This is a genomic window from Methylocystis echinoides (assembly GCF_040687965.1).
Taxonomy (GTDB): Bacteria; Pseudomonadota; Alphaproteobacteria; order Rhizobiales; family Beijerinckiaceae; genus Methylocystis; species Methylocystis echinoides_A.
Window position 1 is genome coordinate 556,902 of record NZ_CP156084.1, and the last position, 16,686, is coordinate 573,587.

The 16,686-nt window shown below is 61.1% G+C and carries 10 protein-coding genes; 3 read left to right on the forward strand and 7 right to left on the reverse strand.

Translation table 11 applies throughout. From position 1 onward, the window contains the following. Window positions 1–228 precede the first annotated feature (228 nt). Window positions 229–768, reverse strand: coding sequence for a hypothetical protein (locus tag RVU70_RS02665; RefSeq protein ID WP_363349543.1), 540 nt, complete (start codon window positions 766–768; stop codon window positions 229–231). Window positions 769–1,636: 868 nt separating this feature from the next. Between RVU70_RS02665 and RVU70_RS02670 the strand changes: the two genes are divergently transcribed. Further along, window positions 1,637–3,328, forward strand: a complete 1,692-nt coding sequence (locus tag RVU70_RS02670) for a TolC family outer membrane protein (RefSeq protein ID WP_363349544.1) — start codon at window positions 1,637–1,639, stop codon at window positions 3,326–3,328. A 10-nt stretch (window positions 3,329–3,338) separates the two neighbouring features. Here the strand turns inward: RVU70_RS02670 and RVU70_RS02675 are convergent, their stop codons facing one another. The 3 genes from RVU70_RS02675 to RVU70_RS02685 all read right to left on the reverse strand — a co-directional run bounded on the left by RVU70_RS02675 (window position 3,339) and on the right by RVU70_RS02685 (window position 10,902). Next, on the reverse strand, window positions 3,339–4,637 hold the full coding sequence (locus RVU70_RS02675; protein ID WP_363349545.1) for a GMC family oxidoreductase: 1,299 nt from the start codon (window positions 4,635–4,637) through the stop codon (window positions 3,339–3,341). Window positions 4,638–5,002: 365 nt separating this feature from the next. Then, a complete protein-coding gene (locus RVU70_RS02680; protein ID WP_363349546.1) occupies window positions 5,003–6,307 on the reverse strand; it encodes an NAD-dependent epimerase/dehydratase family protein in 1,305 nt (434 codons plus the stop codon). Window positions 6,308–6,693: 386 nt separating this feature from the next. Next, window positions 6,694–10,902, reverse strand: a complete 4,209-nt coding sequence (locus tag RVU70_RS02685) for a PAS domain S-box protein (protein WP_363349547.1) — start codon at window positions 10,900–10,902, stop codon at window positions 6,694–6,696. A 572-nt stretch (window positions 10,903–11,474) separates the two neighbouring features. On the opposite strand from RVU70_RS02685, the gene RVU70_RS02690 reads away from it, so the two are divergent. Beyond that, complete coding sequence (locus tag RVU70_RS02690) at window positions 11,475–11,693, forward strand: hypothetical protein (protein ID WP_363349548.1); 219 nt, start codon at window positions 11,475–11,477, stop codon at window positions 11,691–11,693. Window positions 11,694–11,931: 238 nt separating this feature from the next. Here RVU70_RS02690 and RVU70_RS02695 read toward each other — a convergent pair whose 3' ends face one another. From RVU70_RS02695 to RVU70_RS02705, 3 genes are all read right to left on the reverse strand, one after another. Beyond that, window positions 11,932–13,278, reverse strand: coding sequence for a sialidase family protein (locus RVU70_RS02695; RefSeq protein ID WP_363349549.1), 1,347 nt, complete (start codon window positions 13,276–13,278; stop codon window positions 11,932–11,934). Window positions 13,279–13,330: 52 nt separating this feature from the next. After that, window positions 13,331–15,673 carry a TonB-dependent receptor domain-containing protein gene (locus RVU70_RS02700; protein WP_363349550.1) on the reverse strand — a complete coding sequence of 781 codons (2,343 nt, stop codon included), beginning with the start codon at window positions 15,671–15,673 and terminating at the stop codon, window positions 13,331–13,333. A gap of 80 nt (window positions 15,674–15,753) precedes the next feature. Beyond that, on the reverse strand, window positions 15,754–16,179 hold the full coding sequence (locus tag RVU70_RS02705; RefSeq protein ID WP_363349551.1) for a hypothetical protein: 426 nt from the start codon (window positions 16,177–16,179) through the stop codon (window positions 15,754–15,756). 131 nt (window positions 16,180–16,310) lie between these two features. Between RVU70_RS02705 and RVU70_RS02710 the strand changes: the two genes are divergently transcribed. Next, window positions 16,311–16,682: a DUF2946 family protein gene (locus RVU70_RS02710; protein ID WP_363349552.1), complete on the forward strand. Its 372-nt coding sequence runs from the start codon at window positions 16,311–16,313 to the stop codon at window positions 16,680–16,682. The last annotated feature ends 4 nt before the right edge of the window (window positions 16,683–16,686 follow it).

Genomic DNA, 16,686 nt, shown 5'->3' on the forward strand with positions numbered 1-16,686 from the left:
TCCAACTGCGCCAGCGCGTGCGGCTGCAATGGCGATCGTGGCGTCGAGCTTATGGCTCGGCGTGAGCGCTAGAACCGTTTCCATGGCTACTCCCGAATCCGCGACGCGCGGGACGCAACTCGGCGCCGGGCGATAACCTGTTTCGAGATTACTGGGCCGACCAAAAGACTTCGCTAATGCCATTCCATATTCTCCAAACCATCGGTGACGCCTTCAAGAAACGTGCCGTCAGGAGAACTCCTTCACGACGAAAGACGCGTCAGCATTTCGATCGAGCTCATTTAGAAATGTCCCCCAATGTTCGACGACTTGCGGGTCATGAGCGGCTTTCTGACCCCTTAGCAACATGGCGGCCCTCCTATTTAGAGGCAAAAACTGGCCTGCATGACGCAGCGCTGCGTAACCCAATAGTATTCGTCTCAGCACCGCTGCTCGGGTTTCTATGCCTGCAAGCTCTTCGGCGATCGGTTCGACAACAAGCGCGGCCATAGCTATAGCAGCGCCTTTCACTCTGTCTTCTGCGTCGCGGAACGCATGCTCGGCTTCCTGCAACTCTCTCTCAAGAATCTCGCCGGCCTTCTTTGCCGCAGCGAGCCTCTTCTCAATATCGATCATTTGCTGCCAGACAGTCATAGTTTCAGGAGAAAACTCTACCTGCGGCCGCTCTACGCCGCCGATCGACTTCATGATTGATGCAACGCATTCTTCTGTTACTACGGAACCGATATATGAGAATCTGGTCAACTGCTCCTCAAGCGCGTCTATCATCTCGCGGCTTAAACTGACGGCAGACCGGGCTCGTTCGAACTTCTCTCGGCACGCATCTCGCTGCTTTTGCGCGCAAAGCAGTTTTTCACGAGGACTACCGTCGGTGATCTCACGGGGCGGAGTTGGAATGGTCCCGCGAAACTGGCATTCCGTAGCCGGACTCTCGACAACGCTCGAACCTGAATCGAATCTTGCGCCGTTTGAGTGGGAGCCGTCATCGGAGTTCCTTTCCATCCAAACCTCCAATCAGGAAATGCTCCGTTGTAGTCTGGCAAAGCCACCACGCTCCGGGACAAAAATGCTGCGTCGCAGCGTGATCATAGCGCAAACGCGCGAAGTCTCGGTTTGGTTGCATCCATGGGCGCCACATTTTTGAGCCCCTTAATTATTTGATGTGAATTATTTATGCAGTTTCGAAATGAGGCTGTCTGCGTCGAGCGTCTCGAAACAATCATTCAGAGATAAAGCGCGACCGGCGCTGGCGAGCAATTCTAACTCAGGACGGCGTTTGCATCCGGGTACACTTGACAGGCAACAATTAGGGAGAAAAACGTCGAAACGCCTAACTGTGAAGCAATGAACGATGATAGTGAGCGCTGCTAAGCTTATTTTTCATGCACAAAATGCATTTGTATAACTCTACGCCAGTCTAATCGAAAACATATTTTGATGCAAACATACATGCAATTTATTAAGAAGTGTGATCTAAGCGTGGCCTGCACACCGACTCATCACTAGGTGACAGCGCTGGAGCTTGAGTATTCGATGCGCCAACTCTTGTGACGACGCAATCACAACTAAATCATCACTCCATGCTTATCGACACCAGCTTACTGCAGTTCGCCAGAGGACGCCCCTGGAGAGAAAAATGAGCGCTGCGCCGCCAGTGATTCCGCGAGTTACAGATGGTAACCTATCTTTCGTCGCGGCTCTTTTCCTGCTCAATCGGTCAAGCTCAAGTAAGACTGGAATCAAAGGAATGTGGCCTTGTTCTGGCCAGTATTTTGCTCCTTGCTATGGCGCATTTTATCGCAAGACCGCCAGATCCTTTCGCAGCTGCACACTCTTAAGCTTAGCAGGTCGGACATTTATGAAGAAACCGACGAAGCGTAACTTGTCGTTGGCGATCGCCCTCGCGCTTCTCGTCTCGACTCCGCGCTCCGCCCCGGCGGAAACGATCGCGCGCGCCCTTGCGCGCGTTTACAGCAGCAATCCTGATCTAAACCAACAAAGAGCGACGGTAAGGATCAGAGATGAAGACATTGCGCGCGCGTGGTCGGGTCTTCGGCCTATTGCAAAACTCGAGGCCGGAGCGGGGGCCCAGCGAACTGACCTCAAACTCGGCTTTCCGCCAGTGCGGTCGCCGATTAACGGACAGTTCGTCACCTTGAGAAACCCTGCTACGGGACAGCCCTTTTCGTACTCGACCAATTTCGCAGCCTATCCACGGGATGTGAAGGTCTACGTCTCGCAGCCGCTGTTCGACGGGGGCCGTACTGAAAACGCAGTACATCAGGCTGAATCGGGAGTCTTCGCCGCACGTTCGGTTGCCGATCTCTCCGAGCAGTCGATCTTGCAGGACGCAGCGAAAGCCTACATGAATGTCTTGCGCGACACGGCTGTGCTCTCTTTGCGCAAGAACAATATTTCAATTCTGCAAACTCAACTCAATTACACGCGTCGCAAAGTGCAAGAGGGGGATCTCACCAGCACCGACGTAGCTCAGGCGGAAGCATCGCTCGCGCAAGCCCGCTCGGATTTTTTTGGGGCGCAGGCTCAGCTCAAGAACAGCCTGGCAATTTACGAGCAGATCATTGGAGAGCCGCCCGGACGGCTCGAGCCCGCGAGTTCGGTTGAACGGCTCCTGCCGAAGTCTGTCGACGAAGCAATTGAGCTCGCCCTAAACACACATCCGTCCCTGGACGCAGCTCGGCATCAAGTAGACGCGGCGGAGTTCGCAGTGAATGCGGCGTGGAGCAATCTTGCGCCGCGGCTTTCGCTCGATGGGCAGGTCTCACAGCAATATGATTCGCTATTGTCCCTGCGCGAGGCGGTGCTCGCAGCGCCTAACTCCAGGGAATTCAACGCCGCGGTGCGCCTGAACTTGGATGTTCCACTCTACCAACGCGGCGAGGAGTACGCCGCCATTCGGCAGGCGAAGGAAACCCTGGGGCGCGAGAAGCTGAATTTCGACTCACAAAGGCGAAACGTTCGCGCGGCGGTCATTTCGAGCTATGGCCAACTCAACACCGCCAGATCTCAAACCGCAACGGATGAATTGGCGATAAAAGCTGCCGAGGCGGCGCTGCGCGGCGTTCGCGAAGAAGCAAAAGTGGGGGCCCGCACCACCCTGGACGTGCTCAACGCCCAGCAAGCTCTGCTCAACGCCCGCGTCAACCTTATCATTTCGCAGCGGGATCGTGTTGTCGCCTCCTACGCTGCGCTCTCTGCGATCGGGAAGCTTTCAGCAACAACGTTGCAACTGGACGTCCAGCTCTACGATCCATCCGCGCATTTTGAACGGGTGAAGAATAAGATGATTGGAACGGACGCAGATTAAGTCGTCCGGTTTACTGATCCGCCCCACGGCTCGACAAGGTCGCCGCCAGCCGGTTGGCGAGCGCCATAATTGTTAAGGTCGGGTTCTTCTCGCTGAGATCCGGCATGACGCCCCCGTCACATAAGTACAGGTTCGGGTGGTCGAAGCTGCGGCATCCGCGGTCCACGACGCCGTCATGTGGGTTGGCGGCCATTCGGCAGACGCCCGCATAGTGTATTCCAAGACCAGGCAGCGTATCGGGCGCGGCGTTGACGCCAATCGCAAAAGCGGCTTGCAATATCTTTCGGCCCCACAGCTGCATTGATTTCTGCATCTGCAAATCCTCGTTGCTCCAGGCGTAGTCCACATCGACCTGCGGCACGCCGTAACGGTCGCATTTATTACTTCGGCGTAAGCGGTTGCTGATGCGCGCGCTCGGTTTGCCCATGAAGAACAGACCGACATAGGTGGAAAACAGCCAACGCGCGAGCAGGTCTTTCAGGCGCGCCGGAAAAACCGCCATGCCGTCCAGATAAAATGGAAGCCAGGGCAACATGTGTCCGCACTGGATCTGAAAGCCGCCACGAAAATCGGAGGCGCTGAACAGAAAACGCGGGATCAGAAGGTGATCGCCGATTCCGGGGGGATCGGCGGGCTTGCTGCCGCCAAGCCACCAGAGCGAACCGGAAGCGCGGGCGCGCACATGGTCCTGCAAATAGCAGCCGACCAGCCCCGAGGAATTGGCGAGCCCGTTTGGCCACGCGTCGTCCGTCGAATTGAGAAGGAGGCGGGAAGTCTCCAATGCGCCAGCGGCGACGATAAATGTATCGGCCAGCACCTCGAAGCGCTCTTGTTTCGACGTGTCCAGGCATTCGACGGCTTCGATACGCGAAGAGCCCGAAGCGCGCCTCAGGCGCAAGACCTTCGTTTCGTACGCAATGCGAAAGTTGCGCCGTCCCTCGATGAGCGGCAGCAATCGGCTCGAGAATTTGTAGATACTGCCGGTTCGGCAACCGTGCACGCAGTGGCCGCACTGCAAACAGACATTAGGCGCATCGGCCCGGGTCTCGATCGCCTTTCGGGTTGGAATCGCCCGTAGCGGCAGGAGACGCATCCTTCGGACTGCCGACTGCATCGCCACATCTGGGCGCCGTAGCGGAAGCGGCGGAAGAAAATCGCCGTCGGGAAGAGCGGCAAGGTTCTCATGTGAGCCGCACACGCCGATCAATTGCTCAATTTCCGTATAGTGAGGCGCGAGGTCGTCGTAATCGATTGGCCAGTTGATGTCGCCGTCGCCAAAATCACGCGCGCGGAAGTCCCGCGGCGACATTCGCAATGCGACGCCACCCCACAGATTTTGCTTGCCGTTGAGCCGGAAGATCTGACGGTTGCAAAAGACGGCCGCCGCCTCTTGGCTCGTCGAGGCAATGTCAGCCGAAGCATACAGACGGCGCGCCTTCGCATTTGCGTCGAAAAAAACGTCGCTCGGCGGGTCGTCCCACGATCGCTCCCGCGAAATGCCGAAGTGTTCGTCCTGCGCCGGCGGGAGACCATTGTTGAAGTAATCATCCGTGATGGAGGCCCCCTGCTCGAGGGAGAGGACGTCGCGCCCGGCGCTTGCAAGTCGATAGGCCAGAATGCCGCCAGCGGCGCCGGCGCCAATGATGCAAATGCCTGTTCGCTCCCGGCGCATTCTCAACTCATTCTTTCGCGGAATTCGTCGGAGGCGTAGTAGCAATAATCGAGCAATCTCCTCAACCGACCGAGCGCAGCTTCGGGGCGATCGCCGGTCCAGTGGAAGCGTCCGCGTGCGTGATCATAACAAGCGCCGGACAAGGCCGTGTCGAGGGCGGCGGCAAGTTCGTGATTCTGGCGGCACGCTGCTAGAATCTCCGGCAAGCGCGGCAGGAGATGCGTGCGGTGAATATGGCTGCGCGCCAACTCACTGAACAGCAGCAGCGCATCGCGGTTCTCGTCGGTGATGGACGCGGCAAATCGCAGGTCACTGGGAACGAGGCCGCGGCCCACGAAGTCTGCGATCGTGTCGCGTATGGTCTGGGTCAGAGGCCGCCGCCTGTAGTGCAATTCACACGTCGCGCGGTCGGAGCTCCCCCAATAAAACAGGGGTTGCGAGCGCACGAAGTCGCGATGCAAGGGGCTGCGCAGCCACCCGAATGTCAGGGCCGATGCTGCGTCGAGAGTAGTTACAAGGGCGGATACGAGCCAAAGGGGAGCCCGCGGCGGTCGTCTGATCCCCGTCTGCTCAGACATCAAGTCATAAAGCTGCAGCGCATCGATATTCTCTCCGCCCAGGATGTATTGGCCGTGGCCTTCCGTGAGCGCCGCCACATGGGCGCGCGCGACGTCGCGCACGTCGCAGACGCTGTGGCCGCCGCACGCAACCATGATCGGGAATCGCTTCAGACAGAACCATTGCAGGAGCAAGGCGCTCGAAACTGAGCTGTTTACCGAAGCGCCGGGGCCCAGCATGAGGCCAGGATTGAGGATCACCACGTTGCGACCGGCGGCGCCCGCCTCGCGCGCCAATTGTTCGCAGGCCACTTTCGCCCGATCATATGCATTGAGGCGCGCGACGCAGACATGAGCGCGGCCGCTCGTCTCGTTGAAGACCAATGGCTCGAGACTGCCGGCCATCGCTGACATCGACGAGGTGAAGATAACGCGCGCCGATGGATTCGAGCTTGAAATCGCGTTGAAGAATATCTTCGTTAGCTCGACATTCTGCGCCAAATATTGGTCTAGCGGCAGATCCGGCTTGAAATTCCTACCGGCTGCGAAGATCGCGGCCTCACAGTCGGCCAGCGCGTCGGCGACATAGGCGGCCTCATGCAGATCGCCTTCGAGTCGTCGCACCGAGCTTGGGAATTTTGCGCTGGACCCGCTCCGCACGATAGCGACGACGTCGTGTCCTTCGGCCAACGCGGCCCGAACGATGTGTTCTCCGAGATAGCCGCCGGCGCCCGCAATCGTCACCTTCATGAGGATCGCTCTCGATGTCGCAAACTAGGCAAGGAAGGTCCCCGCTTATTTATCTCAGCACAATTCATTCCGTTTACAAAATAGCACGAGCGGCGGGTCTGGGCGTCTGGCGGATGCGCTCTGGCGAATCAATGGCTGGCGATCGCAAATAGGACTTTCGGCAATAGTCTTTCCTAGCGCCGTCTGTGCGTCGCCGCGCATCGGCGCTGGCTCGCTTTTGGGAGGTTTGCGCGGGGCTGGCGCCGTTATGCGGCCGGCTGGGGCGGCCCGCCGTTCCCTCATCGAGCGGGCCGCCTTCCAATATCTTTGCTTAATTGCCGCGGCTGCGCTCGCCAGGAGCCGCCCCGCCCGCTTCGGCGACACGTCGGGCGTGATCCGACGAGAGCTTAGCTTTTAGCTGAGCCATCGCCGCCCGTCGAACTTGGCAGGGCGTTCAGCAAGTCTTGCACCGCGTCGATCGAAGCCGGCTTGGTGAGGTGCAGATCGAAGCCCGCTTCCTTCGCGCGGTGGCGATCCTCGTCCTGACCCCAACCCGTCAGCGCGACGAGGGTGAACTGAGGCCCCCGGCTGCTACGTCGAATGCGACGCGCTGTCTCGTAGCCGTCCACAGCGGGCATGCCGACGTCTATAAAGATCAGATCGGGGTCGAACGTCTCGACAAGGGCAATGCCGGCGGGACCGCTATAAGCCTTGCGAACAGTCGCCCCCAAGCCCTCCAGCAACAGACCGAAGCTGTCTGCAACATCGGCGTCGTCGTCAATGACAAGTATCCGCGCCGCCATCCTGTCCCGAGTCGCCGCCTCGTTGGTCGACGCCGTGACGGCCGTGGGCGCCGTGCCGAGAGGCAGCCAAACCACGAATTCGCTGCCGCGTCCAACGCCTTCACTATGCGCTTCAATTCGCCCGCCATGCAGCTCCAAGAGTTTGCGCACAAGCGCAAGCCCGATGCCGAGCCCCCCTTCGGAAAGCCGAGCTTGACCGTCTGTCTGGGCGAAGAGTTCGAAGACGTGCGGCAACATCTCGGCGCTGATGCCGACGCCATTGTCGCGAAAGCGCAGAACGACGTCGTTGCCCGCGCGCGCCGCCTCGACTTCAAGGCGCCCCCCGGGCGGCGTGTATTTTGCAGCGTTATGGATGACATTGGCGGCAATCTGAGAGAGACGCACCGGATCGCCAAAAACCCACGCCGGCTCATCGGGGGTCTTCATGACGACGCAATGGGTTTTCTTGTCGATGAGCGGCTGGCAGGTTTCCAATGCAGCCGACAAGAATTCCGCCAGGGCCACATTCTCCTTGCGCAGTTCTATCTTGCCACGGCTGATCCGGGAGATTTCGAGCAGGTCGTCTACAAGCCGGACAAGATGATCGACCTGACGCTGCATCATATTAAAAAGATGCGCTTCGGGATGCTCTGAACCATGCTTGATTTTCAGCAAGTGCACCGCGTTGCGAATAGGCGTGAGCGGGTTTCGCAATTCATGCGCCAAGGTGGCGAGAAACTCGTCCTTGCGTCGGTCGGCTTCTTGCAGGGCGACTTCCGCCTCGTGGCGCGCCGTCACGTCGGCGTGTGTGCCGATCGCCCGGAGCGGGCGGCGGTCGGCGTCGCGCTCCACCACTTGACCACGATCCAAAATCCAGCGCCAGGAGCCATCCTTGTGCAGCAGGCGGTGCTCGCATTCATAGAAGTCGGCGCGCCCTTCCAAATGGTCGATCAGCTTGGCTGCGACAGAGTCCCGATCGTCGGGATGGACGAGCACTTCCCACGCCCGCACATGGGACTCCACCTCGTCGAGGTCGTAGCCGAGCATGGACGCCCAGCGACCGCCGAACTGAACCCGGCCGCTGGGCACGTCCCAGTCCCAGAACCCGAGTTGCCCGGCTTCCAACGCCAGCGCCAGCTGCTGCTGGCTCTCGCGTAGCGCCAATTCCGCCCGTTTGCGCTCAGTGATGTCGATGTTCACGCCCGTGAGACGCACGGGCCTTTTGGCGCTATCCGTGAAACCCTGGAAACGGCCTGCGATCCAACGCACCGAGCCGTCTCGCCAAACGACTCGCCACTCGTGTTCAACCGGCTCGCCGGTCGCAAGGGTTTCCTCGACCTTGGCGATCGCGCCGGCGCGGTCGTCGGGGTGAACCAGCTGCTCCCACGCCGCCTGCGATCCAGCGAATTCACCGGGCGCGAGACCATACATCGCCTCCAATTCCGGAGTCCAAGTATTCACGCCCGCGGGGATGTCCCAGTCAAACGCGCCGATCTTTGCGGCCTCGGTCGCCAGCCGCAACCGGGCTTCGCTCGCACGGAGGGCTTGTTCGGCTTTCTTGCGCTCGGTGACGTCTTCGACGAGCGTGATGATCCACCTGGGGGCGCCGCTAATATTGCGGATGAGCGAGACGCTCTTTCGGACCCAGATGACTTCGCCGCATTTGCGAATGTAGCGGTTTTCGACGACGAAGCTTGGAATTTCGCCGGCGAGCATCCGCTCCGTCAAGGCTAGATTGGCCGAGCGGTCGTCAGGATGGATGAGCTGCGAACCGTCTTGGGCGAGAAGATCCTCCAGCGTATATCCGGTGAGCTCACAATAAGCGGGGTTGGCGTCCAGGAAACCGAAGTCTGGCGCGTTCACCGCAAAGCCTATGGCGGCGTTGGCGAAGGAAACGCGGAAGCGTTCCTCGCTTTCGCGCAACTCGGCTTCCGCCCGCTTTGTCTCGGAAATATCGAGGACGAACGCCACGCCATTGGTACGGGTTTCGTCGAACATTGCTCCGGCGACGATAACCGGCACGCGCGCGCCGTTCTTGTGAAAAAACTGTTTCTCGAATGGCGAGGCGTTCGATCCTGCGGCTTGCGCTTCAAGTATCGCGGCGTCATCGACGAACTGGAACTCCGGCGGCGTCATTTTCCGCCAGTTGATCCGTCCTTCCTGAAGGTCTGCGCGCGAATAGCCGACCATCTCCAGAAATTTGTCGTTCGCGTCCGTAACCTCTCCAGCCACATTCCAATAGATCACGCCTAGAAGGCCGGCCTCGTAGAAACGCCGCATCCGCTGCTCACGCTCGCGCAACGCCGCTTCGGCCCTTTTTTGCTCGGTGATGTCGCGCGCGGTCCCTATTATGCCGACAATATTGCCCGCGGCGTCGCGGTAAGGCGCCTTGTTCGTCAGATAGCAACGGGTCCCGAAAGCGGTGCCCAGCGTTTCCTCGAAGGTCTCGGTTTGCCCCGACTCCATGATGCGGCGATCATTGGCCATGATGGCGCGCCCATCCTCTGGATTGTCGAAGACCTCCTCGTCGGTCTTGCCGAGGCAAAAATCGGCCGGCTTGCCAATTGCGGCGAATGTCGCGGGATTGGCCAGCAGCAGTCGGCTCTCTCCGTCTTTGAGAAAAATTGCGTCGGGGCTGCCATCGAGCACCGCCTGCAGCAGCCTTTCGCTTTCACGCAGCTTCTCCTCGGCGCGCTTACGCTCGGTGATGTCGCGCACAAATGCACGCATGCCGACAACTACTCCGGCGTCGTCGGTCACGGTCCACGTGCGGAGACTGACCGGAAAAACGGTTCCGTCCTTGCGGATGTATTCCTTCTCATATTCGTCGGATTCGCCGCGCGGCAGGACTTGCTCCTGCACGATGGCGGCCTCCATGTCGCGCCAGATCGCCGGGGTCAGCTCCTGATAGGTCAATTGACGGAGTTCAGCGCCGGTATAGCCGAGCATGCGCTGATAGGCTGGATTGGCCTCGAGAATATGGCCGCTCAGATCGACGGTGACGATGCCGTCGCGACTCGTCTCGAAGAGCAAGCGGTAACGCTTTTCACTCCCCTGCAATGCTTCAATGTGCTTCTTGCGCTCGGTAATATCGACGGTGACGGCGACCCCGCCAAGCAGGCGGCCGTCTGGCCCGATAATGGGCGCGCCGGAAGCTTCCGCCGTCCACCGACGGCCACTCGGCAGTTGCACGTCGATTTCGAAAGGTTCGACTTCGCGTCGTTCGCGCACCGCCGCCTGCAAGGGAAGCTCTGAACCCGTTAATTCGCGGCCCTGGTTGAAGAAGCGAACTCGGCGACCGGCGTCGGCCGGGTCAGGAGCAAGCGCCGAAATATTGTCGCGGGCATTGATTTCAAATTGTGCAAAAAGCGCCTTGTTGCCGGTAATGTACGCGCAGCTCGGATCGCTCGAATAACTCAGGCCGATCGGCGCGGCGTTCATGATTGCTTCGAGGCGTTGCCGTGTTTCGGCAAGCTCCTGCTCGGCTTCTACTCGGTTGTGGAAGTCGATGATCGAGCCGTTGTAGCCGATAAATGCGGCTTGTTCGTCGCGTTTCGCCGCGCCAACCGCCATCGCCCAGCGAAAATGTCCATCCGCGCGCCTGAGCCTCAAGACGATCTGGAAAGGCTGCTCCGATTGTATCGCCCGCGTCAGCTCCGCCCTTACCTGATCGCGATCGCCGGGGTAAACCGTTTCAAGCCAACCCTCCTGCAAGGCTGAATCGGCGTTTTGGCCCGTGATTTCGCGCCAAAGAGGATCAATGTAGCTGCATTGCCCGTCGCGATCAGTCGACCAGTCTACAACCCAGAGTGCGTCAATATTAGAGAGAGCCATATGCATCCAATGCTACCCTGGACAAGAATTGCCGACGCCGCCGCAAGAGTCCGATCCGGATCGGATGACGTCTAAAGCCACAGGAAATACTCATGGCGCTTTATCGGCGTCCCTCGCTCAAAGCCTAGCAGGCGCCCAAGCATTGGCTTTACCCTGAGCGCGCTCGCCCGGTTACCTAACATCCGCGCGCAAGGGTGGGGCCTTTGTCAATGGGCTGCGTCGTCGCGGCTCCACTAAGCGTTACCGTAGCGCAGCCCGCGTTTGGGTGCTGGCGCACCGCACGTAGCGCTCCCGCGACGGTTTCATCATGGCAATTTCTTTGAGATTGCTCGTGGCAAATTGCCACACGCCCGCAAGCGGCAAATAGCCCGGCCCACGCCACTCCCGGGGACGGCGCGCGGCGCTCCCGTCTAAGGTACGACGCTTGCGCAACCTCGCGCAATGCGCCCGCATACGGACCGGGACAGACGCATCTGATACCCAATGCGACGAACCCCTGGAGCAGGCAAGGAACGCGCGTCGCTCGACGGCGCCCGCAAAGGGGAGAGCATAGGTCACTGTGAGTCTAATCAATGTCTTTCGTAGAGCTTACGCCGGTTGTCCGCCCTTTCTGGGCGCGCGCTGTCTCCACTCTGCCAATCTTTGGCGTGTTGGCTTTTTCGGTCTCCGGCCTCCTCCTGGCTGTTTCAACCTATAAGGCGGCGAAAGACAGGGATTGGCCGGCCGCTTTGATCGGCGTCGCGCTCACCTGCATCTGCGTCATTTGCGTGGCTTGGCTCGTCCTGTTTTGACTGAAGCTCGGGTCTGCCTCGGAGGATACAGTAAGACCTTGTAGAGTCGCCTTTCCCGGGCGGACGCTGGAAAGCGCAGATGAACAAATCCATGGTCGAAGAGGAGGCCGCCTGGCGGTCACGCCGCAATCCTCCCTACATGGAAGTCTTCGGCGATGACCGGCTGCGCGCCCGGCGCGTACCGCGCGCGTCAGCAACGGCGCAAGCCTTCTGGCTGGGGGAAGCCTTCTGGCTAAAGTCAGCGCGCCTGAAGGTTGGTCTGACGCAGCTCGACGTCCTTGCCGATCGGCGCGATCATGAGGCGTTGTTCGTCGGGACCGGGCTGTTCAGTCCACAAAGCGAGAAACCCGCTCTTCGTGGCGACGACTCTCGGGTGGGAGGCCGTGATCTTCAGCGGCGACAGCCGCTTGGCCGGCGTCCAATGGAGCCCGTCGTCGGTCGACGTCGAGGCGAAGACGCCAAGGCTGCCGTCGCCGGCGTCAGGGTCGACCATGTCCCATACCGCGGCGAGACGACCGTCCTTGCCCAGCGTGAGATCGCCATGCGCCGCCGTATCGTCGCCGAGGCGTCGCGGCTCCGACCAGCTCTTTCCGCCGTCCGTTGATTTGAGGTGATAGAAGCCGGCGCTCTCCTTCTTGCGCGTGCCCACGACCGCATGGATCTCGGGCCGCTTGCCGCTCTTGATCGCCAGTCCGCCGCCGATATGCGGACAGCCGGGGAAATCCCAGCCGAAGGCGCCGACCGTCGCCAGCCGCGTCCATTGATGCGTCTTGGGCTCGACCACGCCGATCGCCATGTCTGAGGGTTGCTTGTCGCGATAGAGAACGTAGAAATTACCAGCCGCGTCGGCTTTGCCGGTCGTCCAGCAGCAGGCGCAGGAGGCGGCGTCGAGCGTGGCGTTCTTCGACCAGTTTGCGCCGGCGTCGGTCGAAAACGCGTAGCGCAATCCCTGCGCGCCCGGCGCCGGCGGCGGGCCGTCGCGGCTATCGAGCCAGGCCGCGTGAAGCGTCTTACCGTCCGAGGCGAGCGTGAAGAAGGAATGCGGCCCTTTTGCCCAATCGGCGGGACCGGCGAGCGGCGTCCATGTCTTGCCGCCGTCGCTGGAGCGCGCAGCGACCATCGGGCCGGCGCCGCCATGCGACGCGCCGTCGACATGGCTCATCCACATGGCGATGAGCTTGCCGTCGACGACGGCGATGCGGGCGTCCGACCCGCGCGTCACCGTGGCGCCGGCGCCGGATGGCCCCTCGACTTGCGTCTGAGCTGACCAGCTCTTGCCGTCGTCGGCGGAGACCTGGTGCCAGATGGTCGTGGCGCCCTGCGCATGCCGTCCCGTCAGCAAATGCAGCCGGCCGCCCTCCGCGACGACGTCGAGGCTGACGACGCCCGTCGGCAGGCGCATCGCGTGTTTGGCGTGTTCAGCCGCGCTGTGCTGCGCATGTGCGTCGCCCGACGGCGGCGCTCCCGTCGGCGCCGCCTCCTCCGCAAGCGCCGGCCCCGCGGCCAGGGCGATGACGAGAGCGAGCGGCGCGCACGCGCGCCCGTCTCGAAACTTTTCTCTATTTTTGGAGTCAGATGCGCGCATCCCGAGCGTCCTTCCTTCTGTCGGTCTTCAACCGCGTATGCGTTGCGTCGGTTCAGTAGGTCAGTTTCAGCCCCGCCGTGAAAAAGGCGCCAGGGTTGATCGTAAATTGATAGTAGCGGCCGAGCATATTATTGCCGGCAAAGTAGATCTCCGCAAATTTGGTCGGCTTGTAGGAGATATAGGCGTCGAGCTGCCAGAAGCGGTCGAAGCTGCCGTAGACGCCGCGCACGAAGTCGGCGTTGGTCGCAAGGTCGTAACTGTCAGCCGTATATCTTCCAGTAAGCGTGCTGGTCCAATCGCCATAATTGGCTTCGAGAGAGGCGTTGAACAGATTGCGCGGCGCGTTCGGGAGACGCTTGCCGACCGTTTCCGGCTGATCCGGCGCCTCGAGGGTTTGGGCGTCGAAAACATTGGTGTAGGTCGCATAGGCCGTCAGCCAGTCGGTGATCTGCTGCGAGCCGGTGATTTCGAATCCGCGCACAACCGCTTCGCCAGTGTTCACCGTCGTCGACCAGTTCTGGATGATGCTCGGCGCCGGCAGGCGACGGGTGGAGTTGTAGTCGGAGAGCCAGCTTTCGAAGAAGGTCGCCTTGGCGAAGGTTCCCGTCTGCTTGAAAAACTGCTCGTAGCCGACCTCCCAGGAAATGGCCGTCTCGGGCTTCAAATTCGGGTTGGAGAAACTGCGCACATTGCCGCGCGTGCTGTCGACGTAAAGCGCGTTCAGCGTCGGCGCGCGGAAGGCGCGGCCGGCGGAGGCGCGCATCACGCCGTTCTCCCAGGGCATGTTGGCGACGAGTGAAACTTTCGGATTGAAGTTTACGACGTCCTGGCCCGGAAAATTATCGTAGGGCGCGCCACCCGTGACGCGCACGCCATGCGTATGCCACCAGTCGACGCGGCCCCCGAGATAGGCCGTCAGCCAATTTGTGACCTTGATTTCATCCTGCACGAAGCCCCAAACGAAATTCGAGACCCCCTGCATGCTGCTCGTGAAGAGCGTCGACGATCCGAAATTGGTCCAGTCGCTGACATTATACGCCTGAAACGTCGCGGCGCCGCGATCCGTGCCCACGCCCGTCGTGAGGTGATGCGCGAAGAAGGGGAGGAACTTCACCGGGAAGGTGTATTGCACGCTCGCGCTGAACAGGTTCTGCGGATAATTATTATAGACGCCGGCTCCGCCCAGCGCCCAGGCGTTGGAGCCCGTCGCGGAAGAAGGCGTCGTGAACCGATAGACTCGCGCCATGTTGCTGACGTTCAGCTTGATCTCCGATTCCTCGGAGAATCGATGTTTCGCAAAGCCGTAGCTGATCACATTCGATTCGTACGCGAGGCCTGCGCCGAGAACTGCGCTCGGCGTGATGCGGTTCGCGCCCGAGACGCGCGCATTATAGGCGAGATAGCTGGAATAGGGCGCATAGCTCTCGAACAGCCCCTGCATGGAATTGCTGAGAAAATAGCTGACCCCCGCACCGAATTTGGTCGCGTTGTCGTAGTCGTAATAGAGCTTGAGCTGCGAATTGACCGTCCGCCATTTCGCCTCGCCCTGCAGACCGAGATTCCACAGCTGCTGCCCCTGTGCGTTGACGGTCGGGATGGCCCCGGCGACGTAGGGCGCGACCAGCGCGCGCTGAATGACGTTGTCTCTGAAGCCGGAACTGCCTTCCCAGCGGCCCCCCGCGCTCCATCCGACGCCGTTTGGCAAACGATCGCGATAGATGACGTCCCCGGCCTGTCGGGAGAACTCCCCGAAAGACGATTCGCCGCGGGCCAGAATTTCACGCTTTTCCGGTATTTTGCTGAAGGCGCGCACGACGCCCGCATAGGCGTTTGCGCCATAAAGCGCCGAGGATGCGCCGGGCAGCGTCTCGATGCGCTCGATGTCGTCCATGAAATATTGCGAATAATTGAACGACCCGAACATCGGGTCGTTCATGATCTGATCGTCGTAGAGGAACAAGGTGCGCTGCAGGCCCGAAATGCCGCGGAAAGAAAAGCGGCCGGCGCGATTGGCGGAGGGCGCCGCATAGCCGAGACTGTTGCCCCATGAATAGATGCCCGGCGCGTCGCGAATGATCGCGCCGAGGCGCGGCGCATCGCGGCGCTGGATATACTCCTGGCTGAAGACGGTCAGGTCGCCGGGGGCCTCGCTCACCTTCTTCTGCGTGCGGGTCGCGGTCTCGACGACGATTTCTTTTTCCGGCGCAGGCTGATTAGCGCCGGAGCCAGTCGTCCCCGTCGAGGGGCTCGCCGCCGCCGGACGACGCGAGAGGCCTGGACGCGCGGGCCCGATGCTGATGGTGGGAAGCGATGTCTGGGCCTCGGCGACGGAATCGAGGGCGCAAAGAAGGGCGACGGCGGACGCGCCGCCGCGCAGCAGGTGCGGGACGTGCATGTAATTCTCCTGATCGGCCGCGTTGAGGGGCCGTGCGAACGAATGGAATTGGCGACGCGCCTGCGCCGCGGCTCATGCGCTCAGGAGAAGAAAGGGGGCGCGCGCGAGGACCAGCTGCTTGCCCAGCCGGCCGACTTCGGCCGTGCGTCTTTCGGCTCGGGATAAACGGCTGCTCGCGGCGCGGCGTCACGCATCAACGCGCATGCGATCCACGCCGATGCGGCGACGGCGACGAACGCCGCGTCGCGCGCATGGACCTGGCATAGGATGCAGCAGTCGTGGGGGTTGTGGCGCGCGCGCTCGGAGGGATCGCCAGCGTCGCCTTTATGGCAGATTTCGGAGTCGACCAGAGAACTGACCGACGCGCCGTCAACCGGGTGCGCGGCGTGGGCGACGGCGGCGAGGGGCGCCAGCAAGCCCTGCAAAGCCAAGAACAGCGCCACGCAGCCGGCAATCAGCGCGCCGCGAGTCTCTGTCCATGGCTTTACCGGCTGGTTCCGCATCATTGGCGAAAAACACCATCGCCGGGGAATACGGTCAAGCTCGAGGCGGCAGGCTCGACTGAAAACAAACGCAGTGTGACTTGAACGTCACAGTTAGCTTGACAGCTGCGTCTTAGCGGTCCTAGCTTCGACGTATGCGCGGCGTCTTCAAATTTGTCAGGCTGGGGCTGGTCGCGGTCTACGCGCTCTCGACCCTTGTCGCCGTCCTGCTCGGCGCTGCGCACCAGTCGCCCGAACGCGGCGTCGAACATTCCGCGTCTGCGGCGCTGGCCCACGCCTTGTGCCTTGGCGGCGAAGAGACGAATGACGCGTCGAAACGGGCCGGCGCCTGTTGCGGCGCCTGTCAGCTCAGCGACGCCGTCGGCCTCCCGGCGATCTCGACCGCGTCCTTCTTGATGCGTGATGAGGCGTCGACCCGGCGTGGCTTCGCCCAGCGTCTCGGGCATGTGACCGACGACACGCCGGACGATCTGCGCTCTCGCGCGCCTCCCGCGCTCGTCGTCTGATCTC

Coding starts and splice junctions, on each gene's coding strand:
- RVU70_RS02665 (WP_363349543.1), bottom strand. CDS start 768: ATGATAGACGCGCTTGAGGAGCAGTTGACCAGATTCTCATATATCGGT.
- RVU70_RS02670 (WP_363349544.1), top strand. CDS start 1,637: ATGAGCGCTGCGCCGCCAGTGATTCCGCGAGTTACAGATGGTAACCTA.
- RVU70_RS02675 (WP_363349545.1), bottom strand. CDS start 4,637: ATGTCGCCGCGGGACTTCCGCGCGCGTGATTTTGGCGACGGCGACATC.
- RVU70_RS02680 (WP_363349546.1), bottom strand. CDS start 6,307: ATGAAGGTGACGATTGCGGGCGCCGGCGGCTATCTCGGAGAACACATC.
- RVU70_RS02685 (WP_363349547.1), bottom strand. CDS start 10,902: ATGGCTCTCTCTAATATTGACGCACTCTGGGTTGTAGACTGGTCGACT.
- RVU70_RS02690 (WP_363349548.1), top strand. CDS start 11,475: ATGTCTTTCGTAGAGCTTACGCCGGTTGTCCGCCCTTTCTGGGCGCGC.
- RVU70_RS02695 (WP_363349549.1), bottom strand. CDS start 13,278: ATGCGCGCATCTGACTCCAAAAATAGAGAAAAGTTTCGAGACGGGCGC.
- RVU70_RS02700 (WP_363349550.1), bottom strand. CDS start 15,673: ATGCACGTCCCGCACCTGCTGCGCGGCGGCGCGTCCGCCGTCGCCCTT.
- RVU70_RS02705 (WP_363349551.1), bottom strand. CDS start 16,179: ATGATGCGGAACCAGCCGGTAAAGCCATGGACAGAGACTCGCGGCGCG.
- RVU70_RS02710 (WP_363349552.1), top strand. CDS start 16,311: ATGCGCGGCGTCTTCAAATTTGTCAGGCTGGGGCTGGTCGCGGTCTAC.